Source organism: Neoalteromonas arenosi, from assembly GCF_030362855.1.
Lineage (GTDB): Bacteria > Pseudomonadota > Gammaproteobacteria > Enterobacterales > Alteromonadaceae > Alteromonas_E > Alteromonas_E arenosi.
Genome location: NZ_JAUCBP010000007.1, coordinates 1114303 through 1141244, shown reverse-complemented (window position 1 = coordinate 1141244; position 26942 = coordinate 1114303). Strand labels below are relative to the sequence as shown.

Genomic DNA, 26942 nt, shown 5'->3' with positions numbered 1-26942 from the left:
GTTTAACCGGACTTACCGTGACGATGTATTGGACTGTTACATATTCAATAATTTAAACGAAGTGAAGCGCCTAACCCAAGATTGGATTGAGCTTTACAACAACGAACGGCCACATGATTCACTTAACGACATGACACCGATTGAGTATAGAAATGCCGCCTAGATATTCTACGAAGTAACTGTGTTAGATATGGGGTATTTACAAAGCGGACGGTCAACTTCCAAATATAAAGCTTAAAACATGTGCAAAAAACGGCGCAGTTGAACACGTAACTGCGTCCCAGCGAACGACTACGAGTGCCGTTAATTGATTTTATATATTTTAGTTACGCTGCTTATAGTGGTACGAGATTAGGAGCGCTGAAGAAAGAGGCAAGGCAAGCGAAGTACCAACTTTCCAAAGAGGGAATGCTGTTGGGTCAAACTTATAGAGTAAAGCGCATATACAAATAGCAATGAAAAAAAGGATGCCCAAAGCGATAAACCCAAATTTGCTAATTTGAGGTTCCACTCTATCTGATCGGTCTTTGAGAGTTTGAGATCCAATTCTCATATAACTTTCCTATGCAATATAATAAGTAAGTGATATGGCGTTCAATAACCACATATAAATACATCACAGCTGATAAAGTACAGCTTCACGGAGCGAAGTTCAACATTTGAGCGTTCGCAAAAAGAAAGGGAAGTTAGAAGCGAATGTAATGAATGACTGTAGATTCTAGCAGCAATACGCTTCTGCCCCTAAGTATGAGTGACGCCTTGAGACAAAGAGCGGTCGTTCGGCAATGAGCAGAATTTCGAGAAAGCGAACGATCAAAATCGGCGAAGTAGTCGCTCGCACAAACAGCATATCATCTTAAGTTCTGATACTTATGCGCTACATGTTTTTATCACAATGAACTAAATCAACGGAAAAACGTCTTAACCCTTCGAAAATTTTAAAAGGATTTTGATATGAAAACACTTTCTTTCTTTGTGCTAACCATTTGGTCAAGCTTTTCACTGTTATCCCATGCGCAGATGCAACAGGTTCCTCTCAACAAAACAAGCGATGGCCACTTTGAAATACTAGCTTCTATCAATGGTGTTGAAGCGATATTCGTTCTTGATTCTGGAGCAACTGGCACTGTCATTGACACTAGCAAACTAAGTATTTTTGGAATAAGTAAAGGCCAAGAAATAGTTAATGGTGTCCGTGTCGGAGATAGCAAAACGGGAAGAATTGAGACATTCCCTGTCGAAATAGCGAAATTCTCCATTGGTAAAAAGCCGGTTGATATTAAAACAATTTATTCAAATAACATTTCCGGCCAATTTGGAACCAAGGTAATGGGAATCGTTGGATATGACGCGCTGAAAACATTGAAAGCTTTGCTGGATGTGAAAAACTCACAACTACTTATTCCTGAAAATACATCCGATGTTCTGGCGTTGTTAGATGAATCAAATGGTGCAGCGTTCGAAACAATCAGCCTTCACCAGTCAGAGATGGGGTTTAATTATATTGATATTAGGCTTAGCGAGAACCATGTCAGGTTGCTTGTTGATTCGGGCGCTTCTCAAACCGTTTTAGACCAATCAACATTAACACAGTTCGGGTTTAAATTAGAGAACCATCCTTCGGCAAAAAGTGTTATCGACGAGGGAGTTGAGCTGCCAATGAAAGTTTATAAGAACGGGGAAATTAGTCTTGGTAGCGTAACGCTTAAGGGTGATTTTTTTACTTCAGACTTTACTGCATTAATGAATGCCGTGAATGTTGATGGTGAACCACAGTTAATTGGTATTTTAGGCAATCAACAGCTGATTCAATTAAATAGTATTGTGGACTTCGGCAATGCTAAGCTCCACATTAAAAATTATTAGACATAGTGCATTCTAAAGGCATTACGGAGCTGGTTTTGAGCAAAGTTCCAATCAATATGGTTAGTGTGATTTTTGTAATTTGGCTGATCAAAAAGTGCTACTAGATATTAGTTTTAATTGTGTTTTGGCTGTTAGTATAATTTTTATTGTTTATTCAGTATTGGAACAACAGAAATGAGCTCTTCATTATGTAACTTGTCAATACACCAACGGCGGCTATACGTACTTTGTTGCTCCACATCCTTCTTCCAGAGGCTCAAATAGACAATCAGGTTACTTTAAACAATCAATAATCGTAAATGTTAGTGTGAGTCGAACTGTTCGTCTGACACACCATATTTCTTTATCAGGTGTGTAAATGAAGCTGATTTGTTAAACCAAGTCTCATTAACATTTTCTAGGAACGTCAATAACTTAATTCCTTTCGTTTCCAGCCAGTATTCTCCGACTTTTACGTCGTCCGTTGTCACTATTTCCAACTCCGGATTTGAGTCAGTGATTTTTTCCATTTGCCAGTCTACGATTGGATGTTTAGGCGTGATATTCACTAGGTAAGCCAACCCTAATTCCTGATACTCTTTCAAAAAACGCATACAGAGTTTCTCTTCTTCTGGAATTTGAATAAACCAGTCGCCCCAGTCAACAAGTAATGCCCAGCGAGGTACGTGTATGTTGTTATCAACAACACTTACAATCCCATTGATAAGGCCCCTGTAGTGCCGAGTATGGTGGAACGATTCTGTAAACTTCACTTTAATGAAGTTTTCTGAAGTGGAAATGCAGAATGGAGCAGCCATAGGTTCCTAATCAGCTTTATTTACTTTATGTAGGTTTTGTACTTCGTTAACTATCAAATAGATTAAATGCTCTTGTCTGACTCCCCCGATAAATAAGGAATTAAATTTGTTCAGGTGAATTCGACTGCAACTCGCTCATTGTTGTCATCTAGTAGTTAATGCCCCAACGTCGGCAATACGACGCAGCTGAAGAATGGTCTCGTTTGGCAACAATAGACAAGGAACTGAAGTTCAGGGTTAAGACATTTGGTTCAAACAGCCCTCTATATCATTTTGAATAAAACTTTTTAGTAAAGAGTTACGCCAGATAATTTTTGCATGGGCATTGAACAATGAAATCAACGAAAACTTCGTTTTAAATAAATGTGTTATCAGGCCATTACAACTTGAATTGTGACTAGCCAATTTAAGAACTTCTTTTTTTCACTAGCGCTATGGAAGCTAATGTTTTTTAGCTTTTGGTTATCTTTAAAAACAACACTGAGCTTATTGACAGATATAGTGGAAATTGGTGGCTGTGCATTAATGCCGTTGCCATTATATGTATAAATCATATGTTAAAAACTTATTAAAATTGAGAAAAGGAACAGTAAGACAATAAACTGACGATTAATTCAAGGAGAGAGTATTACAGTAAGAAAAAGGCCAGTCAGAGCCAGCCTTTAGAGCACCCAGTCGCTTAGACAGCTATAACATTAGCCGCTTGAGGTCCTTTTTGGCTTTGCTCAATAGTGAAGCTAACTTCCTGCCCTTCAGTCAAGGACTTATAGCCTCCAGATACGATTGAGCGAAAATGAACAAAAACGTCTTTACCACCTTCGCTTGGTGTTAAAAAACCAAAACCTTTATCTTCATTAAACCACTTAACGACGCCATTTACAGAATTAGACATATTTTTGAAACCTTTTATTAATCGCATATTTTGGTGGCGTACCACCGATAAAGCTTTAGATAAAAACAAGTACAACATTAACCAGTAGAGCAAATGAAAATACAAGTTCGACCTAAATTAATAAAAGAAGAAAAAGAGATGCAAAGTGCAGTAGCAGATAAAGCTCTAAAATTCTAAAGCAAAAGAACAATACACTATTAGTCTATGTATGTATAAGTCTTTTTGTGTTTGATTCTTGGACTAGCGAAATAATAGCTTTTTCAATGTCTCCAAATCATCCTATCCGGCCTTTGGGTATCCAATGTGCTAAACGGCTGCTTTACCTACTAAGCAGTTGAAAAAACTTAGCTGTTAAAAGTAGATCCTACGCCAATCGATAACCTTTAATTTCCCAGCCGTAGAACTGAAGTAAATTAAACACGTTATTTTCAGAAAGTGGTCTAAGGATTGTTACTAGACTTCGAAGCTATTAAACGGAATAGGCAAGATATCTTTTAACAGCAACTGGCTTTGTATACCTTGTAAGTTGGCCAGGTAAATCGGCATTTCAGGGTCGTAAAACTCTGAAAGCACCTGTAAACACAATGCACAGGGTGGTGCGGGCTCTTCTTGATCAGTGGTAACTATAAGATATTCAAGATTTTGTTTACCTATGCTCGCTACTGCTCCCCATATTGCATTGCGTTCTGCGCAAATGGTTGCGCCATAGCTGGCATTTTCGACATTACACCCGTAAAACACTTGGTCGAAATCCTTAAACTTCACAGCTGCGCCAACTTGAAATTTAGAGTAGGGGGCATACGCATTGGCTCTGGTATCAAGCGATTTGTTATAGGCGGCTTGAACTTCGGGAGTGACCTGAATTGTCATTGATTACCTTACAGAAAATGATCAAGGACGACGAAGCATAAACAGCAAATGGGTATTACGCAATACCTGAATTTATCGCTGCTTTATGCGGTGGCGCCGCGATCGAGATGTTTTATAGCACTCTCAAGTGCAACTGTACGATCAGATACAAATGCATCGTCGCCGAGCAGTTCTTCAACGCCTAAACGCTTCAATTTTTCGGCCGCAGCTGCGGTTTTCATCACCAAGTAGACAGCTTTGTCTAACTCACGCGCCTCACGCACGACGTTTTCAATTGAAAGCGAGATCGTATCATCGAGCATTGACACGTCACTGAGGTCGATAATCACTACTTCGTGGTCTGCAATAGTTGCACGTTCGCGAGCGAGGGCTTTTGATACACCAAAGATCATTGCGCCGCTTAAGTAGAAAAATAAAATACGGCCTTCGCCAAGGTTGAGTAGCCGCTTCTGCTCTCTTGTTAGGGGCAGTTTATCATCTAGGTCACTGATGGCTCGGATATTCTTTGATTGGCTGGCACTGAGCTTTTCTATCGTAATGACGTTGGCTACAAAGACTCCGATACCAACGGCTACGATTAAGTCGACAAATACGGTTAACAGCATCACGCCGTACATGATCAGGGTCGAGTGGAATGAAACGCGATGCGCACGTTTTAAGAAGCTCCAATCTAAAATATCCACACCCACTTTAACCGCAATACCGGCCAATACCGCGAGCGGGATATTCTCAATGAGTGATGCAGCTCCGAACACTGCAATAAATAGAACAACAACACGGATCACGCCAGATAAAGGTGTTCGCGCGCCACTTTGAATATTAACCACCGTGCCCATGGTTGCACCTGCTCCCGGTAAACCACCAAAAAGACCCGATGCGATATTACCCATGCCCTGACCAATCAGTTCTTTGTCAGATTTGTGCTCTGAGCGCGTTAGGTTATCGGCAATGACAGACGTCAACATTGAATCAATACAACCTAGCATACCAAGTACCATGGCATCAGCTATCATGGTTTGGAACTGCGCCGCGGTAAAGTGTGGCAACACCAAGGAAGGTAATGATGCATTGATTTCGCCAATGCGCTGAATATCGTCAAAGTCAAACAGTATCACTGAAATCAAAGACACAATGACTAGCGCATATAGTTGTGGAGGTACCACTTTCTTCAAACGCGGTGGTGTAAAAAACAAGATTAAAATGGTTAAGGTCGCTAATACCAGCTCACTGAGCTGAATATTGCTCAGCAGTGTTGGTAAGGCACTGAGCGTACCCGTGACACCGCCTGGCGGTGCACTTTGGCCAATTAAAGGCGCGAATTGAATAATGATTAAAATACAGCCGATACCCGACATGAAACCGGATATAACGCTGTAGGGCATGAGGGTTATATATTTCCCCAGTTTTAACAAACCGAAGGCAATTTGGAACATCCCTGCCATAATGACGACCGTGAACGCCATTGCCATGCCGTTTTCAGGATTGTTGGCAATCATGGTCGTAACCACAGCTGCCATTACAACGGTCATCGGGCCGGTAGGCTCGGAGATGAGCGTGGGGGTGCCACCAAACAACGCGGCAAATAAGCCGACCAAAATAGCACCGTAGATACCGGCTTCAGCACCTGCACCCGATGCTACACCGAAGGTCAGGGCCAAAGGCAATGACACAATAGCAGCGGTCACGCCACCTAATAAATCACCGCGCAGGTTTTTGGTTGTTAACTGATTCAAAAATGCCATTGTTTTTGCTATTGCTCAGTATGCTTATACACTTCGCCGTCTTTCATAACGAACGTCACTTGTTCAAGTAATTCTATATTGTCTAAAGGATTGCCTTTTACGGCAACAATATCGGCTAATTTCCCTGTACTGATACTGCCAAGTTCAGCCTCTTGTTTGAGCAATGTTGCTGGATGGATTGTGGCAGTTTGGATCGCTTGCATTGGAGTCATTCCGAAGCGGACCAAGCGCGCAAATTGTTTCGGATTATCGCCGTGAGGATAAACCCCAGCGTCTGATCCAAATACCATTTTCACCCCAGCGTTGAGCGCGCGCGTAAAGCTATCGCGCTGTTGTTGGCCGACGATACGCTCTTTTGCCAGACTCTCTTCTAAAATACCTTGTTTGGCACCTTCACCTAGGATGTACTCTGTGACATAAATGTCCATTGAGAAATAGGTTCCGTGCTCTAGTGCTAGTGCAATCCCTTCATCGTCAAGCAAACTGACATGCTCAACTGAATCGACACCAGCGCGAATAGCGGTTTTTATTCCTTCGGTACCATGCGCATGTGTCGCCACTGTAAGGCCACGCATGTGCGCTTCTTCAACCAATGCTTGCATTTCCTCGAAGGTGTATTGTTGAACACCCACCTTGGTGCCTTTTGACAGTACTCCACCGGTTGCGCAGTATTTAATAACCGTCGCGCCATACTTAATATTTTCGCGAACTTTTTCTCTTACTGCCCATGGACCATCGGCGACTCCTCGGGATTTAACGCCATACATAGCGGTCAATAAATTATTATCGCAATGGCCTCCTGTAACCCCAATGGAGGGGCCAGAAACAAACATGCGGGGGCCAATAACATCACCATCGTTAATCGCATCACGCAGGGCGACATCAGTATATCCAGGCGCACCAACATTACGAACTGTAGTAAACCCCGCGAGAAGCGTTGTTTCAGCATGCTTTACGCCGCTAATCGTAGCCCGTGGGACTGAAACGGCGAGGCGTCGATAGCCATGCACAGTCGCATCACTGGTTAAGTGCACGTGCATATCCATAAAACCAGGAAGCAAAGTATGCCCGGAAAGGTCTATAACCGTATCGTCTAACTGCACATTAGCCGCTGAGCCACTATTAACCTGGCTAATGCGGTTGCCTTCGATAATAACCACAGGATTTTTGATTAGCTGGCCGGTTTCAACATCGACCAGAGCATCGGCTTTGATAATCGTTTTGGCGTTTAGTTCTAATGAACTGAACAAGAAAACAGCGAAAATGAAAAAACGCGACGTTGAAGATTGCATAAGATCTTGATTGGCAATGTTAATGTGACGCCAGTATAGCAGTGCGCGTGTTCACCTCAACGTTAATTCTGCATTTGCTCACTGGTAGGACGATCTAGTAGCCGGGCAAATCCTGCAAACAGAATAAAAATTATCCATGCTGCGCCGTCCCCCATGTAGCGGTAGGGGGTAATGCCACCGACTAGCACTACGTCGTGTTGTGTGGCCGTGCGTTCAAATTGTGGCAGTTGCGCGACAAGCTTACCGCGATGATCAACAAAACCGCTAATGCCATTGTTGGTTGAGCGGATCAGGGGAAGGCCGAGCTCTTTAGCCCGTACTTGGGCTATTTGCATGTGTTGCGCAGGGCCGTGTGAACGTCCAAACCAAGCGTCGTTGCTAACGGTTAGTAATACATCGGTATCGCTGTACACATTTGCCAGTACTTGCCGTGGAAAAGCTATTTCAAAGCAAATGGCAGGCGCGATATTAAACCCATTTGCAACCAAATTACGCTGCTGAAAATCGCCGCGATTGAAGCTCGACATGGGTAAGTCGAAAATAGGGGCGAGCTCTCGCAATACTGATTCAAAAGGTACAAACTCGCCAATCGGTAAGAGGTGATGCTTGGCAAAGCGGTTGTTATGCATGTAGCGATAATGACCCGATGTATCCTCAGCATTACGTTTGCCAATTGCTATGAGATTGTTGTAGACCTCTTCACTTTCGAAGTGATAATTAACGATGCCTGTGATAAGCGCAGAGCCTTGCTCGGCAGCTACCTCATCAATACTGCGAATATAGTCAATTGCAAGTGATTCGAGTTTGGGGATCGCTGCTTCCGGCCAGACGATTAAATCTGCGCCCAAATAGGGCAAAGTTTCATCGATATACGCCTGCATGGTAGGGGCGTCTTGCTCGGGTACCCAGCGCAATTCTTGCTTAATGTTGCCTTGGATCATGGCCGTGGATATTACTTCACCGGTCGGCTTGGTCCACGCAATAGTATTTAATACATAACCAGCAGCAAATGGCACTAGCATTATCACAGGTACCGTCAGCCAGCGACGCTTGCAAATAGCCATGGCAGCACCGGTACAGATCATAATTAACAGGGCACTTGTCCCGGTTTCGCCAATGACTGGTATCCAACCTGCAAGTGGTGAGGTGAGCTGTGAATAACCAATCGATAACCACGGAAAACCGCTCAGCATCCAACTTCTCAACCACTCAGCAAGTAACCAACTGATGGGGAGGTACAGCGCAAACCAGCGTTTATCACCGAGCTTGAGTGCTATGCGTACGGCAATAACTGGATAGAGCGCTAAGTAACCACATAGTGCAGCCATCATGGCCATAGATACTATTAAGGGTAAGCCTCCAAAGTCGGCAATACTCACATGGACCCAACTAATCCCGGCACCGAACCAAGCAAACGCAAACCACCAGGTGAGCCAACTAACACTGTAGCGAGACTGGCTAATTAAAACGCCTAGAAAACCCACCATACCGATGGGGGCAAGCCACCAATAATCAAAAGGTGCGTAGCTAAAGGTTAGCGACGCACCACAGAAAATGACAAAAAGGTAGATAAGAAGCTTGTGCAGAACTTATTCTTCCTCAACAGCCGAAGCGGAATCATCAGGTAATGTCACTTTTAGCTGCAACAATCGGCGCTTGTCTGATTGTGTAACCTTAAAAACTAAATCGCCGATAGTAATTTCTTCGTTGGTTTCAGGCATGTGACCAAAGGCTTTGAGCACAATACCGCCAATGGTGTCAGCTTCGTCTTGGCTAAAGGACGTTTCAAAAAACTCATTGAATTCGTCCAGCGGCGTTAAGGCTTTGACGGAATAGGTGTACTTGTTGAGCGGCCGAATATCATCTGTACCATCTTCCTCTACATCAAATTCGTCTTCGATTTCGCCAACGATGAGTTCGAGGATATCTTCAATTGTGACCAGACCGGACACACCGCCGTACTCATCCACCACGATGGCCATGTGATAGCGCTGCGAGCGAAACTCTTTCAATAAAACATCGACGCGCTTGCTTTCTGGGACAATAACAGCTGGACGCAACACGTCGCGGAGATGGAACTCTTTGCCGGGTATAAAGGCGTATGCTAGAAGATCTTTGGCGAGTAAAATACCTTCGATATGATCTTTATCTTCACTTATCACCGGAAAGCGGGAGTGCGCTGAATCCAGCATCTGCGGTAGAAACTCGTCGACTGACTGGTCGATGTCGATGGTGATCATTTGGGCGCGAGGGATCATGATTTCACGTACCCGCATATCGTGAACGCCAATTACGCCCTCGATCATCTCTCGAGTTTGTGGGTCAATAACCTCACGGGCTTGCGCTTCTGAAATAACCTCTACAAGGTCATCCTTGCTTTTCGGTTCTCCGTTAAAAGGTTGTAGTATCTTATCAAGCCAACCTTTCTGAGAAGAACCGTTGGTAGAGTGGGGATTATCGTCGCTCATAGTATTTGTCGTTTTACGTTTTCCGTAGTCGGCTGTTAATAGTTAATGATCTTGATAGGGATCGTCAATCCCTAATTTTGCAAGTAGTCGAGTTTCTAAGGATTCCATCTCAACGGCTTGTTCTGGATCAATATGGTCAAAGCCCAATAAATGCAATACGCCATGAATGGTTAAATGGGCGTAATGATGGTTTAACGGCTTGTTTTGCTCAGTAGCTTCGCGCTCCACCACATCTGCACATATCACGAGATCGCCCAGCAGCGGAATATCGACTTCTGGTGGACACTCGAATGGAAAGGACAGCACGTTGGTCGGTTTGTCTTTTCCGCGGTATTGCGCATTGAGTTGCTGAGACTCGTCACTGTTCACTAACCGTATGGTCAGCTCCCTAGCTTTTAGTTGGTTTGCATCCAGTGCCAATGTTGTCCAGCATTCAAAGTCCTCGAGCGCAGGGATCTGATTGTCACACGCGTGTTGTAGATCGATTTGATTAGTCACGAGACTCTTTTTTCAGTAGTGCTTGCGCTTTTTCGTACTCTTCATAGGCTCCAACAATACGCGCAACAACTGGATGGCGTACAACATCATTAGCATTAAAGAAGTTAAAAGAGAGCTCTTTGACGTCTTGTAAGACGTCGATTGCATGGCGTAAACCCGACTTGGCGTTACGTGGCAAGTCGATCTGTGTAATATCACCGGTAATTACCGCTTTGCTGTTAAAGCCAATCCGCGTTAAGAACATTTTCATTTGTTCAACGGTCGTATTTTGACTTTCATCCAAAATAATAAATGCATCATTTAAGGTGCGACCACGCATGTAGGCGAGCGGGGCGACTTCAATTACATTGCGTTCAATCAGCTTTTCAACTTTTTCAAAGCCCAGCATTTCAAATAGTGCGTCATAGAGTGGACGAAGATAGGGATCGACTTTTTGCGATAAATCGCCGGGTAAAAATCCGAGCTTTTCACCAGCTTCAACCGCAGGGCGGGTGAGCAAAATACGCCGAATTTCTTGACGTTCTAGTGCATCAACAGCGCAGGCAACGGCAAGATAGGTTTTTCCTGTTCCCGCCGGACCGATACCAAAGCAAATATCGTGATTGACGATATTCGTGACGTATTTCGACTGATTGGGATTGCGCGGTTTAATTACGCCGCGCTTGGTTTTTACGTGTACTTCTTTACCATAGTGACCGGCTTCCGCGCGCTCAAGACATTTTGCCTCTTGAATAGCCAAGTGGACTTTTTCTGCTTCGAGTTCGGGTATACGGCCTTTTACCGGCTGTGTTTCAATGTATAACAACTTGAGTAACTCACCAGCACCGCCCGCACGCATCGGCTCGCCAATTACTTTGAATTGGTTATTGCGATAGGTGATTTCCACGCCCAAGCGCCGTTCAATCTGTTTAATGTTGTCGTCAAATGGACCACATAAGCTTGATAAACGCTTTTGATCTTCGGGCTCTAGGGTAAATTCGTTGCTGGTAATATTACTCACAATTCCTCACATTTAAACCGGTTGATATTGACTCACGCCCAGCGCATCAGGTGCGTTAGCGTGTTGTTTACTGGTAATGCTTTGCGGACTAACCGCCACGCGCAAACCCATCTCGCTCTCGCGTCTGACAACGTTTCCGCGCAGCGAGTTAGTAAACACATCAGTAATCGCGATATCGACAAATTGACCAATCATGTCAGGGGTACCTTCAAAATTAACCACGCGGTTGTTTTCAGTACGACCTGATAATTCCATTGGGTTTTTCTTGGATGGACCTTCAACCAACACGCGTTGTTCTGTCCCCACCATGTTACGAGCTATGCGCTGCGCTTGTTGATTGATGCGCTGTTGCAACAAATACAAGCGCTGCTTCTTGGTTTCTTCAGTGACATCATCAACAGCGTCTGCCGCAGGCGTACCCGGACGCGCACTGTAGATAAAACTGAAGCTTAAGTCATAGTCAACAGCTTGAATCAAATCCATTGTCGCTTCGAAATCAGCATCAGTTTCGCCTGGAAAACCAATAATGAAATCTGACGACATACTGATATTTGGTCTGATTTTGCGCAGCTTACGGATCTTTGACTTGTATTCGATCGCAGTATGACCGCGCTTCATTAAGTTGAGGATACGATCAGAGCCGCTCTGCACTGGCAAATGCAAGTGGTCCACTAACTCAGGAATCGTTTCGTAAGCAGCGATAATGTCATCAGTGAATTCAACCGGATGCGACGTGGTGTAGCGGATCCGATCAATACCATCGATGGCAGCAATTAACTCTAACAATTCAGCAAAACGACATTCAGTGCCGTCGAAGTGCTCGCCGCGAAAGCCGTTTACATTCTGACCCAAAAGATTAACTTCGCGCACCCCTTGTTCTGCAAGTTGAGCAATCTCTAACAATACATCATCAACCGGGCGGCTAACTTCTTCACCACGAGTGTAAGGGACAACACAGAATGAACAGTATTTAGAACAGCCTTCCATGATCGATACGAACGCGGTAGGTCCTTCGGCTCGAGGCTCAGGCAGACGGTCAAACTTTTCGATTTCAGGGAATGTAACATCAACAACAGCTTTTTCGCCGGCTTTAATTTGTTCGATCATCTCAGGCAAACGATGCAGCGTTTGTGGACCGAAAACTAAATCAACGAATGGCGCACGTTGACGAATTGCGTCGCCTTCTTGAGACGCTACGCAACCACCGACACCGATAATTAAATCAGGTTTGTCATTTTTCAAGGTCTTCCATCGACCTAACTGATGGAACACTTTTTCCTGGGCTTTTTCCCGGATAGAACAAGTGTTGAGCAGAATCACATCTGCTTCTTCTGGCTCGTCAGCAACACTATAACCATGGGTGCTATCGAGTAGATCGGCCATTTTTTCCGAATCGTACTCATTCATCTGGCAACCCCAGGTTTTGATATACAGCTTTTTAGTCATTTCTGGCAGCTCAATAAAGTCAAAATTGGGTAGTCGCGGCTTCGTAAGTTGTGTTACTAAGACAATCGGAGATAACTGCCGCGAGCTACTGAAAATCAGCCCGCCATTATATGCCTAAATTGGTTCTGAAGCCAGCGAAATCACCATAACCAGCGTTGACGAATAGTCAGGTTTGCCGCCCAAATGACTAACACCGAACCGAGTATCAACGACAGAGTGATGGGCTCTTGCCAGCCGATGGCGCCGATAATTGCAGCAAATATCAAACTGGAATACGACAGTAAACCAATTTTTACCGGTGAAGCTAACGCAAACGCACGTGTCATTAGCAATTGACCAATCGCTGCCAACACCCCCATAACAATTAACCAGGGAATAACGTGGCGGAGTAATGGTTGCCAATATATGAGCATGGGCACTAACGATATGACTGTCGCAACACCTGTGAAGTAGAACACGATCCGCAGTGAAGGTTCGGAATCAGTCAATTTGCGTATTGTGCATTTTGTCGTGGCGACTAATACTGCACAGCCAATGGCGATTGCCAGAGCCATGATGTTGAGTGGCTGAGCCTGTGATGGTTTGGTCAACAAGATTACAGCAGCCCCACAAAAACCCACGCCAATCGCAATAGCGGTTTTACTGTCGATGCGCTCCTTTAACCACAAAAAGGCAATTATTGGCACAATGAAGGGGGCGAGCATTAGCGCCATCATGGCTTGGGTTAAGGTGAGGGTAGCCAGTACATAAAAGAATCCGTACATCGCGACCATGCCACATACCGCCCGAAACAGGTGTAGTTTAAGGCGCTCTGTACGCACCACGGCAACGGCATTCCCGAGACCACTGCGAAACACAATAGGAATAAGCACAACAAGCGCACTGGCATTGCGAAAAAATACCAATTGAGTTTGATTCATTTGTTCGCTAAGTGCCTTAACTACAGCGCCAACACCGGCAAAACACAATTCCGCGGCGATCAAGCAAACGGCACCCAACCAGATGGACGGTGACGGTGTAGTAGGGCTAGCAGTTGACATGAATATTTAAGCCTTTGGCAGAACTGGAGCGTATCAAAGCGCGTAGTTTTACTTCATAATATCTGAATCTACCAGTAATGACTGTCTATATGTTTGATTTTATTGTTGTTGGTGGCGGCATGATAGGCTCGGCACTAGCGCTTGGCTTGGGGCAGCAGGGTCATCGAGTCGCTATTATCGAGCAGTATTTGCCAACGCCTTTTAGCGCCGAACAGCCGCCTGATATTCGTATGTCAGCATTGAGTTTGGGCACCGTAAAGCTGCTTAAGCGTTTGCGCGCATGGGACGCAATCAGCACGATGCGCACGCAACCCTATGACACACTGACAGTTTGGGAGACGGCCTCAGATAAGCAGACGCGAACGCAGTTTGACGCACAATCCATTGGTGCCGACCAATTGGGGTTTTTCGTCGAAAATCGACTCACACAATTAGGCCTGCATCAGCAGTTAAAAGAGCTGCCAAATGTCATATGGTACACCTCTGCGACACTGCAACACCTCGACAGTGAAAATGGCAAACTGACGCTAAGTGATGGACAAGAACTAACAGCGAATTACATTTTCGGCGCTGATGGTGCGCAATCACAAGTCCGAGAACTCGCTCGGATTGGCCAGACAGGGTGGCAATATAGTCAACAGGCGCTGGGTGTTACTATCCGAACGACAACTCCCTCCACCCGCGAAACTTGGCAGCAATTTAGGCCCGCAGGACCGATCGCCTATTTGCCAATGTTCGAGCATTACGCCGCTTTAATTTGGTACGACGACGCAGACACGATTCGGCAGCTGAAAGGCTTGCCCATTGCGACTTTGGCTCCCCGTGTACAAAAGGTGTTTGCTGAATTGGTGGGGCCATTTGAGGTATTACAGGCGGCAGCATTTCCACTTACCAGAGCGCATGCCAACCAATACGTGCGACAGCGCGTCATACTCGTTGGCGATTCTGCGCATACGATCAATCCACTTGCGGGGCAGGGAGTTAACATTGGCTTTCAAGATGTTGATTGTTTATTGTCGCTATTTGCTGAAGACGTTGCACCGCAACAAGAATTGTTGCTTAACCGCTATCAAACGCCACGGCGGCGAGCAAATCAATTGATGATGTCGACAATGGACGCGTTTTATTATGGATTTAGCAATGATATTTTACCGCTAAAGCTCTTGCGCAACGGTTTATTACGACTCGCTGACAATGCGGGAACGCTAAAACAGCAAGCCCTTAAATACGCAGTAGGAATACTATGACACTTCTCACCATTTTAGCCGTGCTGTTTGCAGCACTATTTATTATTATCCCATTAATCGAAAAATCTAAGGTCCGAGTCAGTGACGAAGACAGTCAAAAGATGGCGCGTTGGATCTATCCATTGATGATGGTCACTCTGATCTTAGCTTTGATCATGGCGTTAATAGATTAGTTCGCAGCCCCATCAGCTGCTGTTGCAGCCACCTTGAGGCCCGCATGTGAGCACTGTGTTGCACTAACGAGGATTAGTTTTTCCGCCATATACCATCTTCATTGGCACCTTGAATTTCACAATCTCCCTCGGTGTATTCGGGCAGTTCGCCGCGGTCACGCTTGGCAAAGTAGTCTTTACTTATCGAGACAATAGTCGGGGTAAGCCACACAATTGCGATGATATTGATCACTGTCATCAAGCCTAGTGCCATATCAGCCATAGCCCATACTTTCGGCAATGCAGCCATTGAGCCCCATAAGATCATAGCCAGGTAGCCGCAGGTATAGAATGTGCGTCCGAGTTTGTTATCGAGCCTGAACATGTGCAAGTTACTCTCGCCGTAAGCGTAGTTGGCGACCACCGAGGTAAAGGCGAATAAGGTTATAGCGGCAGCTACAAAGTCAACACCACCCTCACCTAGATGCGATGCCATTGCTGTTTGCGTTAAGCGGATCCCTTCCATACCTTCGCCAGAACTACCGCCAGCTAACAATATAATAAAGGCCGTACAGGTACACAGAATCATAGTATCGATAAAGACCCCAAGCATTTGCACATAACCTTGGGAAACCGGATGGTTGGGGTAGGGGGTCGCACTTGCTGCTGCATGGGGAACACTGCCTGAGCCCGCTTCATTAGAATACAAGCCGCGTTGAATACCGTTTTTAATCGCTGCGGCAAAAGCTCCCGCTGCCGCTTCTGTTAAACCAAATGCGCTAAGGATAATATCTTTTAGTACGCCAGGCAGTAATTCAATATTTGCAATGGTGACAAACAATGCCACTGCGATATAGGTAACCCCCATAAAAGGTACCACCCACTCGGCGAAGCGCGCGATAGCCCTTAGTCCACCAATAACAATTAAACCGGCAACTAAAATAATGACTAAACCCGAGTTGAACGTCGGAATACCATAAGCATTATTAAGCGCGTCCGTAATGGTATTGGCTTGTACCGCACTGAAAATGAAGCCATACCCCATAAATAAGCAAACTGAAAACAGTACGGCGAGCCATTTTTGTTTTAGTCCTTGTTTGATGTAATACGCAGGGCCACCGCGATATTCACCGTTGGTATCTTTGACTTTGTATAATTGGCCGAGCACACTTTCAGCGAAACCGGTGGCCATACCAAGTAAAGCAATCACCCACATCCAAAAAATCGCACCCGGGCCACCCAGCGAAATCGCTACTGCTACGCCGGCCAAGTTACCAGTCCCGACGCGAGCAGACAGACTTGTACACAGCGCTTGAAACGAGCTAATACCAGCTTTGTCACTCTTCGTACTACCACGCATAACACTGAACATATGTACGAAATGACGGAGTTGAATTGCTCCGAGGCGGAAGGTAAACCAAATACCACAACCGAGCAGCATATAGATAAGGATCTGCCAGTCGCCCCAGAGAACATTATTGATTTCAGCAACAATATCGTTAATCAAAATTACGCCTTGGATAGGATCTCAAAGTTTGAAAGCATGCCGATGATTGGCGCTGAAGTCCAGAGCGGAAAAATATAAGGCATAAAAAAAGCGCCGAGTAATCGACGCTTTCTTTATATGGCTGGGGTAGCTGGACTCGAACCAACGAATCGCGGGATCAAAACCCGCTGCCTTACCAACTTGGCTATACCCCAATTAGGGTGAAATGTGTCGCTGCCACATCTCGAAAAAAGTGGCTGGGGTAGCTGGACTCGAACCAACGAATCGCGGGATCAAAACCCGCTGCCTTACCAACTTGGCTATACCCCAACAATGGTGCGGAAGGAGAGACTTGAACTCTCACGCCGTGAAGCACTGGAACCTAAATCCAGCGTGTCTACCAATTCCACCACTTCCGCATAGGCTCTTTATTCAAGCGAATAAAGAATGGTGGCTACGGCGGGACTCGAACCTGCGACCCCATCATTATGAGTGATGTGCTCTAACCAGCTGAGCTACGTAGCCACGAAGATACTCCTGTTCGGAGTGGCGCGTATTATGCTGATTAGCCTATTTACCGTCAACCCCTTTTTTACGCTTATCTGCAGATAGCGCATTGTTTGCACACAATATAAGCAATTTTTATTTTGGTTGGGCAAGTTGTAGGCAATAAAACCTACTGTGAGTACAGTTTTTCGAGTTTTGCTACCCACTCAGCATGGTTGTCATTGGCTTCGGGGTAACGAGTAAACCATTCTTTGATTTCGTCAGATTGTCGCATTGCAAACAATGCTTGGTTGATGTTTTCCAGTATTTCAACTGTGCGTTGATTGGTGCTGAGGGTCAGCACATGAACACTATTCTCGTTATAGATAGGGCTCACTTGCTTCATGCAGTTTTTACTTTTCTCGGGACTAAAATGCACGCAGTAGTAATTAATAACGCTTGTGCCGAAAAACAAATAATCGAGTCTGTCGGCGGCGAGCATTTGATATAACTGAGGTCGATCGATAGTGGCATACACATTTTTAAAGCCCATCTCATAGGCGAGCGATTCTTGAATCGATTTAGCCGAAACGCCAACAACATCATTGGCAAAATCAATGTCCTCTATACCGTTTACCGGGCTGGATGGGTGGGCGAACAATGCTGCACCTTCTGTGATCAAAGGCAGTGAAAAGGTGGCCCATTGTTCCCGTTCTTCAGACTTAAGGGCAGCGTATACCAAATCAACACGGCGATTTTGAACGCGTTGGATAGATGCACGCCAAGATGTGGGAAAGATTTCTAACTTATAACCCGCTTGCTGCGCTGCGGCATTAAATAAATGCCAGGAAAGACCGTACGAATTAGCACTTTGCACATAGCGATTGTGATCTTCGAAGACAGAGATGGTGACAATGGTCGAGCTGCTCGCGCCTGCACCGCCAACAGTGTTTATGATTAGCAACAACACGATAATACGCAAACCCACACCGCGGAACATCCCTAATTTTCACCTTATTCTTGTTAGACGCATTTTAGTAATAGTGGTTTACTATACGCATACTGGCAAGTGAAATGATCACTCCGGCGCAATAAAAAAAGCCTGCGTAAGCAGGCTTTAGAAATTGATTTAGACGTTAAATCTAAAGTGAATAACATCGCCATCTTTAACGATGTAGTCCTTGCCTTCTAAGCGCCATTTACCTGCATCTTTTGCGCCTTGCTCACCATTGAATTCAACGTAATGATCAAAGCCAACAATCTCAGCTCGGATGAAGCCTTTTTCAAAGTCCGTATGAATTTTGCCTGCCGCCTGAGGCGCAGTAGAACCCTCCGGGTAAGTCCATGCACGGACTTCTTTAACGCCCGCGGTAAAATAGGTTTGCAGTGTCAGCAAGTCGTAGCCTGCACGGATAACGCGATTAAGGCCAGGCTCCTCAAGTCCGAGCTCTTCAAGGAATTCGGCTTTTTCTTCGTCGTCGAGTTCGGCAATTTCAGACTCAATTGCAGCACATACAGCAACTACAACTGCATTTTCACCAGCGGCGATGTCTCTTACTTGGTCTAGATAAGGATTGTTTTCGAAACCATCTTCGTTAACGTTTGCAATATACATAGTCGGTTTGAGCGTTAGCATATTCATGTAGCTAATAGCTGCTAACTCTTCTTTGCTCAAATCAACCGAGCGCAATAGTGCGCCTTCATCTAAATGCGGCTTGATTTTTTCCAGCACTTTTAGCTCGAATTTGGCATCGGCGTCACCGCCTTTGGCGCGTTTACCAACCCGAATAAGGGCTTTTTCAGTAGTTTCTAAGTCCGCCAGCGCCAGTTCGGTATTGATTACGTCGATATCGTCTTGCGGACTAACTTTGCCTGCCACGTGCACAATATTATCGTCGTCAAAGCAGCGAACGACATGACCGATCGCATCAGTTTCACGGATGTTAGCTAAGAATTTATTGCCTAAGCCTTCGCCTTTCGAGGCACCTTCTACCAAGCCTGCAATATCCACAAACTCCATAGTAGTTGGAATAACGCGCTGTGGGTTAACTATAGCAGCAAGTTTATCCAGACGAGTGTCCGGAACAGGAACCACACCGGTGTTTGGCTCAATGGTACAGAACGGAAAGTTAGCCGCTTCAATACCCGCTTTGGTCAATGCATTAAATAGAGTTGATTTACCTACATTTGGTAGGCCAACGATGCCGCATTTAAAACCCATAATAAATCCTATATCTGCTTACTAGCCCGTAGCGCTGGGCTTAAATGAATGTAACCGCTGTTGAGCTGCGGTTAAATCGTCTTTTAATAAAATCTCAGTACTGCGCAACGCTTCGTCAATACATTCATCGATCAGTGCTTCATCTTGCTTGCTCGGTTTACCCAGTACGTAACCGGTTACCTTCGCCTTGTGCCCGGGATGACCAATGCCGATACGCAAGCGCAAAAAGTCGCGATTGTTACCCATCTTACTGACAATATCGCGGATACCGTTTTGGCTTGAACTGCCACCAACTTTAAACTTTGCAACTCCTGGCGGTAAATCAAGTTCATCAAAGGCGACCATGATTGATTCAACTGGGATCTTATAAAAATTAGCGATGGCGGCAACCGATTGACCACTGCGATTCATGAAAGTCGATGGATATAAAAGTCTGACGTCTTTACCGGCTAGCGTAACACGAGCGGTTTGGCCAAAAAATTTTGCGTCGGAAGCTAACGAGGTATGACAGCGTTCGGCAAGGCGATTAATAAACCATGCACCAGCGTTGTGGCGAGTATTTTCGTATTCTGGGCCTGGATTTCCCAGGCCCACAATGAGGCGAATAGGGGCCAAAGGAATTACTCCTCTGAAGCCTCTTCTTCACCGTCAGCAGCTTCAGCGTCGTCCGCTGCAGCAGCTTTCTTAGCTTTCTTAAACGTCACAACAGCAAGGTCGTGCGTTTCGTCTTCTTTAGCAAGCTCAACTGAACTCACACCTTTAGGTAGGGTAATGTCAGATAAGTGCAAAGTAACGTCCATTTCTAAATCAGCAACGTCTACTTCGATGAACTCAGGAAGATCTTTCGGCAAACAAGTGATTTCGATTTCAGTCATGTGGTGTTCTGCAATACCACCAGCTTTAGACGCTGGAGACTTGTCTTCATTTAAGAAGTGAAGTGGTACGTTAGTGTGCAGCTTTTCACCAGCGATAACGCGTTGGAAATCGATGTGAGTAACTTTTGGCTTGAACGGGTGGCGTTGCATGTCTTTAACTAGCGCTTGTACTTCTTTGCCATCTACGTTCAACGTAAGGATGTGAGAGTAAAAAGCTTCAAACTCTTGAGCTTGAATGACTTTGTTGTGCTCTAGTGTTAGTGCTACAGGTGCTTGATCACCACCGTAAAGGATAGCAGGAACTTTGTCAGCGTGACGTAGGCGGCGGCTCGCACCTTTCCCTAAGTCTGTACGGACTGTTGCATCCAAATTAAAAATTGCTTCAGACATTAATATGTCTCCAAATTATAGTGTCAATGTTCAGTGGTACCTTGCGACCAGGACCACCATAAACCCTAAATAACCACGAAATTACGCATTATTTCAGGTCCCCTGTGAAAAAGGGCGGCGAATTCTAACACTACCGAATGGGAAGCTCAACGCCAGATAGTGATTTTTCAAGGGTTAATTAACCGGTTTGCAGTATTTGTGTGGATTGCCTACATTGGTTTTTTCGGTTCCAGCGGTTTTAATCTGACATAAGTCGCTAAAAGGATGATGGTATGAGTGTAATTAAACGATTTCAGCATTGGTCAAAGATGCTTGCCACGGGGCTTGTCATGACGGCAATCACCGCTGGTAATGTGACGGCAAGTGACGAGAAAATAGCGCTAGTGGGCGGGCGTTTGATAGATGGCTATGGTCACCAGCCCATTGGCAATAGCGTCATTTTAATCGAGAACGGTGTTATTCAAGCCGTGGGACAAGTCGATAGTCTCGCAATACCCGATGATTTTCGAGTCGTCAGTACTGAAGGTCATGATGTATTACCCGGATTGTGGGAAAACCACGCGCACCTAATGTTAACAGGGCACGCAGACTATGAGCACTGGCGCAAGCATTACACTGACCGCTTAGTAGACGAAATTATGCCTGCTTCAGCGGTACAGCTTCTACTGGCTGGCATCACCAGCGTTCGCGATTTAGGCGCTCCACTGGATGCGTCGCTGATTGTACGCCAGCGGATCCGCGATGGCGAAATACCCGGACCAAACTTATACATCTCTGGGCCGTTCATTCAAAATGCGCCATATCCCGGTACTGATCACTATCGCTGGGGCGTAGACGGAGTCGATGATGCACGTGCGAAAGTAAATCAACTCGCTGATGCTGGCGTTGACTTCATCAAACTGGTTGATCAAGACACCATGACCCGAGAAGAAGCGCAAGCGGTCATTTCACAGGCACATGCACGTGGGCTTAAAGTGATTGGACACAGTCACCGACCAAATGAAATTCGCATTGGTTTAGAGTTAGGAATAGATAATTTTGAACATACTGGCTTGACGACCGCACCAGAATACCCCGCCGATGTTATGCAAGCGCTTAAAGAGCGCACTGCAACGGGGCGAGTGGCCGGCGGGCCCTTGTTTTGGACACCTACAGTAGAGGGATTATGGAACTATCAATTAACCGTTGCCAATCCAGAGCGTCTGGATAATACCTGCTGGCATCGCGGGTTAGCGGATGACACTATTGCTGATATTCAAGCCTCGTTAGCAAAGCCTGGTCAACTGGCTTACATGCAATTAACGCCTCTGCGCAAACCAACATTAAAACGCAAAATACAGCAACTACGCGACGCTGGAGTCGTGTTTTTGACGGGGACAGATAGCGGTATACCCACTAAGTTCCACTGCCAAAGTACATGGAATGAATTAGCGGTTTGGGTTGATGAGATGGATATACCGGCCATGGATGCGATTCGAGCCGCCACCTATTGGCCCGCCGTGTTTATGCAAGTTGACGACATATATGGCACTGTGGCACCGGGTAAAATTGCTGACATTATTGCCGTTAAAGGCGATGTATTGCGCTATATCAATCTGCTGCAGGATGTGAAGATGGTTATGAAAGATGGGGTGATTTACAAATACGACGGACAGGTTATTGAAGCGCGGCTGTGAGCCGCGCATGGTAACTTAGCTATCGGCAGGGCTTGCTGGTTTGGTCTTAACAGTTGTGCTATCCACATCGGTAACAGTATCTACCCGCATTACAGTACCGAATTGGGTGGTGGTCATCACATCGGGCATTGGCGTACCCGTTATAGTCAACGTTAAGCCGTGAAGTTTGTGTTCTTGCGGTAGCCCTTGGAGTGTCCATTGGCTCCCATCTTCCGCGATAAATGCGTAGAAACCACCTTCAAAGGTTTTGTATTCGATGCGGCCACGCAACGTTTGTTGTTCTTGCTTCATAAAGGTTTCCGGTATGTGGTCCACCTGTGTAGTTTCACTGTCTTGCACGGTAACGGCGTCTTTGTCCTGTTCATCTGAGCAAGCCGTTAAGGTCAGTGCTGCAACACCTAAAATCAAGCCTTTGTGAATGTAACGCATAGCGAATCCTTTGTAGTTGTAACGTCAATTAAGCTAACAGATTAAGGTTAACTCAATCTGAATCGCAAATGAATCTTTGCAGTGGATACAAAAAAGCCGGCAATCGCCGGCTTTTTTATTGAGATACTATTAATACTCAAACATCGCTGAAATTGATTCTTCGTTGCTAATGCGGCGAATCGTTTCTGCCAGCATCTGTGACAGCGTTAATTGCTTCACTTTATCAACTTTTTGCATCTCTTTACTTAGCGGAATTGAGTCGGTCACGATGATTTCATCAATCACTGAGTTGCGCAGGTTCTCACAGGCATTACCCGAGAAGATCGCATGTGTTGCATACGCGTATACATTGCGTGCGCCATGGGCTTTAAGTGCTTCAGCAGCTTTGGCCAACGTACCACCAGTGTCAATCATGTCATCAACAATAATACAATCGCGGTCGTTTACATCACCGATAATGTTCATAACCTGCGCCACGTTAGCTTTGGGGCGACGTTTGTCGATAATCGCTAAATCCGTATCGTTTAACAGTTTTGCAGTAGCACGCGCACGCACAACACCACCAATGTCCGGAGAGACTACAACGGGTTGATGGAAGTCACGGCGGAACATATCGTCCAATAGAATAGGTGTACCGAAGGCATTATCTACAGGAACGTCAAAGAAACCCTGAATCTGCTCGGCATGTAAATCAATTGTCAGTACGCGGTCAACGCCGACATTAGATAAAAAGTCGGCTACGACTTTGGCAGTGATAGGTACCCGCGCTGAACGGACTCGTCGGTCTTGGCGAGCATAACCGAAATAAGGGATAACAGCAGTGATGCGGCCAGCTGACGCCCGACGCAGTGCGTCTATCATGACAATCAGTTCCATTAAGTTATCGTTCGTTGGCGCACAGGTAGACTGGATAATAAAAACGTCCGAGCCACGGACGTTTTCATGAATTTCTACGCTGATTTCACCGTCGCTAAAACGGCCAACACTGGCGTTTCCAAGTTTGGTATAGAGTCTATCGGCAACTTTCTGGGCGAGCTCCGGTACAGCATTACCGGTAAATAGCTTCATGTCTGGCACGTGTCTTTCCTCAGTGCATTGATCATTAGATTGGCTGGGGTAGCTGGACTCGAACCAACGAATCGCGGGATCAAAACCCGCTGCCTTACCAACTTGGCTATACCCCAATTTTTACAAATTTATGTGTCCGATACGACTCGTATAGCAGAGCTATACCCTTAGTCCTGTTCGCTTAATGCTTTAATTAGTGGCGATTTATCAACACCTTGCGCTACGAAACCACGCCATTTGGCGGGTACTTGTTGAAGCACTCTCTGTGCTTCGGCAGCGGTGTCGAAAACAGCAAACACACAGGCTCCTGTGCCCGTCATCCGAGACGGTGCGTAGTTTATCAACCACTGTAATAAATTTGCAACTTCCGGATAGCATTCAGTGACAATCTGTTGGCAATCGTTACGGGTCGTCTCAAAATGATAGTCGCTGATAGAAATTTTCGCGGAGTTTCTAGGTAAATCCGGGTGATTAAACACCACGCCGGTGGCCACATGGCAATTGGGAAACACGACTAGATAAAATTTACTTGCAATACTGATAGGGTTTAGATTCTCACCCACACCTTCAGCAAATGCGGTGTGACCATGCACGAAAACAGGAACATCAGCGCCCAATGTCAGCCCCAAATCTGCTAGTTCTTCAGTGCTTAAGCCGCATTGCCATAGCTTGTTAAGTACCGTTAATGCTGTAGCTGCATTAGACGAACCACCGCCAATGCCACCACCCATTGGCAAGCGTTTACGCAAATGAATTTGGCAACCTTTGTTTACGCTACAGTGCTGTTGCAATAGCGTTGCTGCTCTGACAATTAAGTTATCACTATTTGCAACGCCTTCGATTGGCGTCATGAGCTGAATCGAATTGTCGGTGGTGATATCAAATGCGAGTTCATCGCCAAAAGACAACATTTGAAACACACTTTGCAATTCGTGGTAGCCGTTATCGCGGCGACCTGTGATATGCAAGAACAGGTTTAATTTTGCTGGGCTCGGCCACCACTTCATTGGTTTTCCCACCGATTGATTTTGAGCTTGATCTCGATGTTAGGGTCTTGAGTGATCAACAATTGGCGTGGCAAAACGATTGAATTTGACTGGGTGAATTGTTGGTAATCAACCAGCCAAGCACCACGCAAGCTGTTAACCTGAATCTTTTGCAATAAGCCTTTATCATCGCGAATTGAATATTCATTTTCTAAGGCCAAGCCTTTGACCCAGCGCTGCATTGCGCGGATTGGGATTTGCCAGCCACTGACGTCATAGATGAGCTCGCCAGGCTCATCACCGGTGTATTCCTCACCGTCAATGGTCAACACCGTACGGCCATCAGTAACTTGCATATCCAACAAGGTAACACCGACTAAATTGGTGAGCTTAAACGACAAATCTTCGCCATTTTGTTGCCAGCGCATGTTGGCACTGAATGATTCGTCCGCTGACTTAAACGCCATTCGGCCGCGCAACTCCCAATTGACCAACTCAATGAGTTTTTGATCATTAGCCGTTGCGTTGACGAATTCAGGGGGCGGTGGAGGGGTCTTACAACCCCAAAGGCTGGCAATCAAAAGCAAAAACAGGCTCAGTCGGCGAATGTGCATTGCAATAAAGGGTCTACAATAACGAAGTTACTTTTATGGGAACACAAAAGCACAGATACTTTCAATCAATTTGGCTTTTTCGTACAATGCGCCCCTCGTTGTTCATATCTGTAATCCATGACCCTTATTGCCTTAGGAATAAACCATAAAACTGCACCTGTTGCGTTGCGTGAGAAAGTCGCGTTCAATCCAGACAGTTTAGTGGCGGCATTGCGATCGTTAAAAGAGCGCCGACAAGCAAAAGAAGCGGTCATCGTTTCAACGTGCAACCGCACCGAAATCTATGCTTTGCAAGATGGTGAAGATTTAGAAGGTCAAGCAAAAGCACTGCAACAATGGCTGGCAGAGTTCCACGCGCTTTCAGACACTGCGCTTGCAGAACACAGTTATACTTATTTTGATGACAATGCTGTACAGCATATGATGCGTGTTGCCAGCGGCTTGGATTCTCTTATATTGGGTGAGCCGCAAATTTTGGGGCAGGTCAAGCAAGCGTTTAATGACGCTAAGCACAATGGTGTTGTTGGCAATGGTCTAGAGCGGTTGTTTCAATACACGTTTAAAGTCGCCAAAAAAGTCAGAACTGAGACGGACATAGGAAACAGTGCGGTATCCGTTGCCTATGCATCGGTACAGCTAGCCAAACATATATTCGCCAGTTTGCATAAACAAACGGTCTTATTGGTGGGGGCCGGCGAAACCATTGAGTTAGTCGCTAGGCATTTGCAGGAACAAGGCGTTAAGCAACTGTTGGTTGCAAACCGAACGCTGGCTAAAGCAGAAAGCCTAGCCGGTGAGTTGTCGGCTCAGGCGATTACACTGGCGCAAATACCGTCGCATTTAGCGGACGCTGATATCGTAATATCCAGTACTGCAAGTCAGCTACCTTTAATTGGCAAAGGTATGGTCGAGCAGGCACTCAAAGCGCGTAAGAATAGGCCGATGTTCCTTGTTGACCTAGCCGTACCGCGGGATATTGAGGCTGAAGTGAGCGAACTCGACAACGCCTATTTGTATACCGTTGACGATTTACAGCACATTGTTGAACAAAATATCGCGACACGTCAGTCGGCGGCAGAAGCCGCGGAACAAATGATTATCGAACAATCCAAGGCGTACGAAGCTTGGCTGCAAAGCCGAGAATCGATAAACTTAGTGCGTAATTATCGTGAGCGCAGTCAATCACAAGCCGAGCAATTGCTGGTATTAGCGCAACAACAACTTGACGATGGTAAACCGGCCAGTGAAGTACTTCAGGAAATGACTCACAAGCTAAGTCAATACCTCATGCATGCGCCAACTAAAGCGTTAAACGTTGCCATAGAGCGAAATGACAAAGAACTAAAGCAAACGCTAATAGACGCGTTTGAACTTGATCAGACGATCAGTAAAAAAGAATAA

Annotated in this window: 26 protein-coding genes and 5 tRNA genes; 6 read left to right on the top strand and 25 right to left on the bottom strand. The window is 45.6% G+C overall.

Annotated features, from left to right (window positions below; all coding sequences use genetic code 11):
- Positions 1 to 163 (top strand): integrase core domain-containing protein (locus QTP81_RS11485; protein ID WP_289365649.1); only part of this gene is annotated, 163 nt, incomplete at its 5' end.
- Positions 164 to 954: 791 nt separating this feature from the next.
- Positions 955 to 1866 (top strand): aspartyl protease family protein, encoded by a 912-nt coding sequence (locus QTP81_RS11480; RefSeq protein WP_289365602.1) that lies wholly within the window; start codon positions 955 to 957, stop codon positions 1864 to 1866.
- Positions 1867 to 2168: 302 nt separating this feature from the next.
- On the opposite strand, the gene QTP81_RS11475 is transcribed toward QTP81_RS11480, so the two are convergent.
- From QTP81_RS11475 to QTP81_RS11425, 11 genes are all read right to left on the bottom strand, one after another.
- The gene (locus QTP81_RS11475) at positions 2169 to 2663 is read right to left on the bottom strand and encodes a hypothetical protein (protein ID WP_289365601.1); all 495 of its coding nucleotides are present in this window, start codon (positions 2661 to 2663) and stop codon (positions 2169 to 2171) included.
- A gap of 679 nt (positions 2664 to 3342) precedes the next feature.
- Complete coding sequence (gene cspE, locus QTP81_RS11470; RefSeq protein WP_289365600.1) at positions 3343 to 3555, bottom strand: transcription antiterminator/RNA stability regulator CspE; 213 nt, start codon at positions 3553 to 3555, stop codon at positions 3343 to 3345.
- A 453-nt stretch (positions 3556 to 4008) separates the two neighbouring features.
- Positions 4009 to 4425 (bottom strand): cytidine deaminase, encoded by a 417-nt coding sequence (gene cdd, locus QTP81_RS11465; RefSeq protein WP_289365599.1) that lies wholly within the window; start codon positions 4423 to 4425, stop codon positions 4009 to 4011.
- A gap of 83 nt (positions 4426 to 4508) precedes the next feature.
- The gene (locus tag QTP81_RS11460) at positions 4509 to 6167 is read right to left on the bottom strand and encodes a SulP family inorganic anion transporter (protein ID WP_289365598.1); all 1659 of its coding nucleotides are present in this window, start codon (positions 6165 to 6167) and stop codon (positions 4509 to 4511) included.
- An 8-nt stretch (positions 6168 to 6175) separates the two neighbouring features.
- A complete protein-coding gene (locus QTP81_RS11455; protein WP_289365597.1) occupies positions 6176 to 7459 on the bottom strand; it encodes a Xaa-Pro dipeptidase in 1284 nt (427 codons plus the stop codon).
- Positions 7460 to 7521: 62 nt separating this feature from the next.
- Positions 7522 to 9045, bottom strand: a complete 1524-nt coding sequence (gene lnt, locus QTP81_RS11450) for an apolipoprotein N-acyltransferase (RefSeq protein ID WP_289365648.1) — start codon at positions 9043 to 9045, stop codon at positions 7522 to 7524.
- Positions 9046 to 9048: 3 nt separating this feature from the next.
- Entirely contained in the window at positions 9049 to 9927 is an 879-nt protein-coding gene (gene corC / locus QTP81_RS11445; protein WP_289365596.1) for a CNNM family magnesium/cobalt transport protein CorC, read from the bottom strand.
- 42 nt (positions 9928 to 9969) lie between these two features.
- Positions 9970 to 10425: an rRNA maturation RNase YbeY gene (gene ybeY, locus QTP81_RS11440; protein ID WP_289365595.1), complete on the bottom strand. Its 456-nt coding sequence runs from the start codon at positions 10423 to 10425 to the stop codon at positions 9970 to 9972.
- Positions 10418 to 11425: a PhoH family protein gene (locus QTP81_RS11435; protein ID WP_289365594.1), complete on the bottom strand. Its 1008-nt coding sequence runs from the start codon at positions 11423 to 11425 to the stop codon at positions 10418 to 10420. The genes ybeY and QTP81_RS11435 overlap by 8 nt, the downstream gene beginning before the upstream one ends.
- Positions 11426 to 11437: 12 nt before the next feature.
- Positions 11438 to 12871 (bottom strand): tRNA (N6-isopentenyl adenosine(37)-C2)-methylthiotransferase MiaB, encoded by a 1434-nt coding sequence (gene miaB, locus QTP81_RS11430; RefSeq protein WP_289365593.1) that lies wholly within the window; start codon positions 12869 to 12871, stop codon positions 11438 to 11440.
- A gap of 140 nt (positions 12872 to 13011) precedes the next feature.
- On the bottom strand, positions 13012 to 13911 hold the full coding sequence (locus QTP81_RS11425) for a DMT family transporter (RefSeq protein ID WP_289365592.1): 900 nt from the start codon (positions 13909 to 13911) through the stop codon (positions 13012 to 13014).
- 89 nt (positions 13912 to 14000) lie between these two features.
- Between QTP81_RS11425 and QTP81_RS11420 the strand changes: the two genes are divergently transcribed.
- The gene (locus QTP81_RS11420; RefSeq protein ID WP_289365591.1) at positions 14001 to 15158 is read left to right on the top strand and encodes an FAD-dependent monooxygenase; all 1158 of its coding nucleotides are present in this window, start codon (positions 14001 to 14003) and stop codon (positions 15156 to 15158) included.
- Entirely contained in the window at positions 15155 to 15331 is a 177-nt protein-coding gene (locus QTP81_RS11415) for a hypothetical protein (protein ID WP_289365590.1), read from the top strand. The genes QTP81_RS11420 and QTP81_RS11415 overlap by 4 nt, the downstream gene beginning before the upstream one ends.
- A gap of 73 nt (positions 15332 to 15404) precedes the next feature.
- Here QTP81_RS11415 and QTP81_RS11410 read toward each other — a convergent pair whose 3' ends face one another.
- The 9 genes from QTP81_RS11410 to QTP81_RS11370 all read right to left on the bottom strand — a co-directional run bounded on the left by QTP81_RS11410 (position 15405) and on the right by QTP81_RS11370 (position 20768).
- Positions 15405 to 16817, bottom strand: a complete 1413-nt coding sequence (locus QTP81_RS11410) for an alanine/glycine:cation symporter family protein (RefSeq protein ID WP_289365589.1) — start codon at positions 16815 to 16817, stop codon at positions 15405 to 15407.
- 118 nt (positions 16818 to 16935) lie between these two features.
- Positions 16936 to 17011, bottom strand: a tRNA-Gln gene (locus QTP81_RS11405).
- A 39-nt stretch (positions 17012 to 17050) separates the two neighbouring features.
- Positions 17051 to 17126, bottom strand: a tRNA-Gln gene (locus tag QTP81_RS11400).
- A 4-nt stretch (positions 17127 to 17130) separates the two neighbouring features.
- A tRNA-Leu gene (locus tag QTP81_RS11395) sits at positions 17131 to 17215 on the bottom strand.
- 29 nt (positions 17216 to 17244) lie between these two features.
- Positions 17245 to 17321: transfer RNA gene (locus QTP81_RS11390), tRNA-Met, on the bottom strand.
- Positions 17322 to 17472: 151 nt separating this feature from the next.
- A complete protein-coding gene (locus tag QTP81_RS11385; protein WP_289365588.1) occupies positions 17473 to 18282 on the bottom strand; it encodes a substrate-binding periplasmic protein in 810 nt (269 codons plus the stop codon).
- 129 nt (positions 18283 to 18411) lie between these two features.
- Positions 18412 to 19503 (bottom strand): redox-regulated ATPase YchF, encoded by a 1092-nt coding sequence (ychF, locus tag QTP81_RS11380; protein WP_289365587.1) that lies wholly within the window; start codon positions 19501 to 19503, stop codon positions 18412 to 18414.
- Positions 19504 to 19524: 21 nt separating this feature from the next.
- Positions 19525 to 20118 (bottom strand): aminoacyl-tRNA hydrolase, encoded by a 594-nt coding sequence (pth, locus tag QTP81_RS11375; RefSeq protein WP_289365586.1) that lies wholly within the window; start codon positions 20116 to 20118, stop codon positions 19525 to 19527.
- A gap of 5 nt (positions 20119 to 20123) precedes the next feature.
- On the bottom strand, positions 20124 to 20768 hold the full coding sequence (locus QTP81_RS11370; RefSeq protein ID WP_289365585.1) for a 50S ribosomal protein L25/general stress protein Ctc: 645 nt from the start codon (positions 20766 to 20768) through the stop codon (positions 20124 to 20126).
- A 272-nt stretch (positions 20769 to 21040) separates the two neighbouring features.
- Here QTP81_RS11370 and QTP81_RS11365 point away from each other — a divergent pair, with 272 nt between their 5' ends.
- Positions 21041 to 22444 (top strand): amidohydrolase family protein, encoded by a 1404-nt coding sequence (locus QTP81_RS11365; protein ID WP_289365584.1) that lies wholly within the window; start codon positions 21041 to 21043, stop codon positions 22442 to 22444.
- 15 nt (positions 22445 to 22459) lie between these two features.
- On the opposite strand, the gene QTP81_RS11360 is transcribed toward QTP81_RS11365, so the two are convergent.
- The 5 genes from QTP81_RS11360 to lolB form a co-directional block, all read right to left on the bottom strand.
- Positions 22460 to 22873 (bottom strand): hypothetical protein, encoded by a 414-nt coding sequence (locus tag QTP81_RS11360; RefSeq protein WP_289365583.1) that lies wholly within the window; start codon positions 22871 to 22873, stop codon positions 22460 to 22462.
- A 129-nt stretch (positions 22874 to 23002) separates the two neighbouring features.
- Complete coding sequence (locus QTP81_RS11355) at positions 23003 to 23950, bottom strand: ribose-phosphate pyrophosphokinase (RefSeq protein WP_289365582.1); 948 nt, start codon at positions 23948 to 23950, stop codon at positions 23003 to 23005.
- A gap of 31 nt (positions 23951 to 23981) precedes the next feature.
- Positions 23982 to 24057: transfer RNA gene (locus QTP81_RS11350), tRNA-Gln, on the bottom strand.
- Positions 24058 to 24108: 51 nt separating this feature from the next.
- A complete protein-coding gene (gene ispE / locus QTP81_RS11345; RefSeq protein WP_289365581.1) occupies positions 24109 to 24948 on the bottom strand; it encodes a 4-(cytidine 5'-diphospho)-2-C-methyl-D-erythritol kinase in 840 nt (279 codons plus the stop codon).
- Positions 24945 to 25541 carry a lipoprotein insertase outer membrane protein LolB gene (gene lolB / locus QTP81_RS11340; RefSeq protein ID WP_289365579.1) on the bottom strand — a complete coding sequence of 199 codons (597 nt, stop codon included), beginning with the start codon at positions 25539 to 25541 and terminating at the stop codon, positions 24945 to 24947. The genes ispE and lolB overlap by 4 nt, the downstream gene beginning before the upstream one ends.
- Before the next feature lie 117 nt (positions 25542 to 25658).
- On the opposite strand from lolB, the gene hemA reads away from it, so the two are divergent.
- Positions 25659 to 26942, top strand: coding sequence for a glutamyl-tRNA reductase (hemA, locus tag QTP81_RS11335; RefSeq protein WP_289365578.1), 1284 nt, complete (start codon positions 25659 to 25661; stop codon positions 26940 to 26942).

Coding starts and splice junctions, on each gene's coding strand:
- QTP81_RS11360 (WP_289365583.1), bottom strand. CDS start 22,873: ATGCGTTACATTCACAAAGGCTTGATTTTAGGTGTTGCAGCACTGACC.
- QTP81_RS11415 (WP_289365590.1), top strand. CDS start 15,155: ATGACACTTCTCACCATTTTAGCCGTGCTGTTTGCAGCACTATTTATT.
- cdd (WP_289365599.1), bottom strand. CDS start 4,425: ATGACAATTCAGGTCACTCCCGAAGTTCAAGCCGCCTATAACAAATCG.
- QTP81_RS11455 (WP_289365597.1), bottom strand. CDS start 7,459: ATGCAATCTTCAACGTCGCGTTTTTTCATTTTCGCTGTTTTCTTGTTC.
- QTP81_RS11420 (WP_289365591.1), top strand. CDS start 14,001: ATGTTTGATTTTATTGTTGTTGGTGGCGGCATGATAGGCTCGGCACTA.
- QTP81_RS11460 (WP_289365598.1), bottom strand. CDS start 6,167: ATGGCATTTTTGAATCAGTTAACAACCAAAAACCTGCGCGGTGATTTA.
- ychF (WP_289365587.1), bottom strand. CDS start 19,503: ATGGGTTTTAAATGCGGCATCGTTGGCCTACCAAATGTAGGTAAATCA.
- QTP81_RS11475 (WP_289365601.1), bottom strand. CDS start 2,663: ATGGCTGCTCCATTCTGCATTTCCACTTCAGAAAACTTCATTAAAGTG.
- QTP81_RS11370 (WP_289365585.1), bottom strand. CDS start 20,768: ATGTCTGAAGCAATTTTTAATTTGGATGCAACAGTCCGTACAGACTTA.
- hemA (WP_289365578.1), top strand. CDS start 25,659: ATGACCCTTATTGCCTTAGGAATAAACCATAAAACTGCACCTGTTGCG.
- QTP81_RS11365 (WP_289365584.1), top strand. CDS start 21,041: ATGAGTGTAATTAAACGATTTCAGCATTGGTCAAAGATGCTTGCCACG.
- corC (WP_289365596.1), bottom strand. CDS start 9,927: ATGAGCGACGATAATCCCCACTCTACCAACGGTTCTTCTCAGAAAGGT.
- miaB (WP_289365593.1), bottom strand. CDS start 12,871: ATGACTAAAAAGCTGTATATCAAAACCTGGGGTTGCCAGATGAATGAG.
- QTP81_RS11385 (WP_289365588.1), bottom strand. CDS start 18,282: ATGTTCCGCGGTGTGGGTTTGCGTATTATCGTGTTGTTGCTAATCATA.
- QTP81_RS11425 (WP_289365592.1), bottom strand. CDS start 13,911: ATGTCAACTGCTAGCCCTACTACACCGTCACCGTCCATCTGGTTGGGT.
- ispE (WP_289365581.1), bottom strand. CDS start 24,948: ATGAAGTGGTGGCCGAGCCCAGCAAAATTAAACCTGTTCTTGCATATC.
- QTP81_RS11480 (WP_289365602.1), top strand. CDS start 955: ATGAAAACACTTTCTTTCTTTGTGCTAACCATTTGGTCAAGCTTTTCA.
- lolB (WP_289365579.1), bottom strand. CDS start 25,541: ATGCACATTCGCCGACTGAGCCTGTTTTTGCTTTTGATTGCCAGCCTT.
- cspE (WP_289365600.1), bottom strand. CDS start 3,555: ATGTCTAATTCTGTAAATGGCGTCGTTAAGTGGTTTAATGAAGATAAA.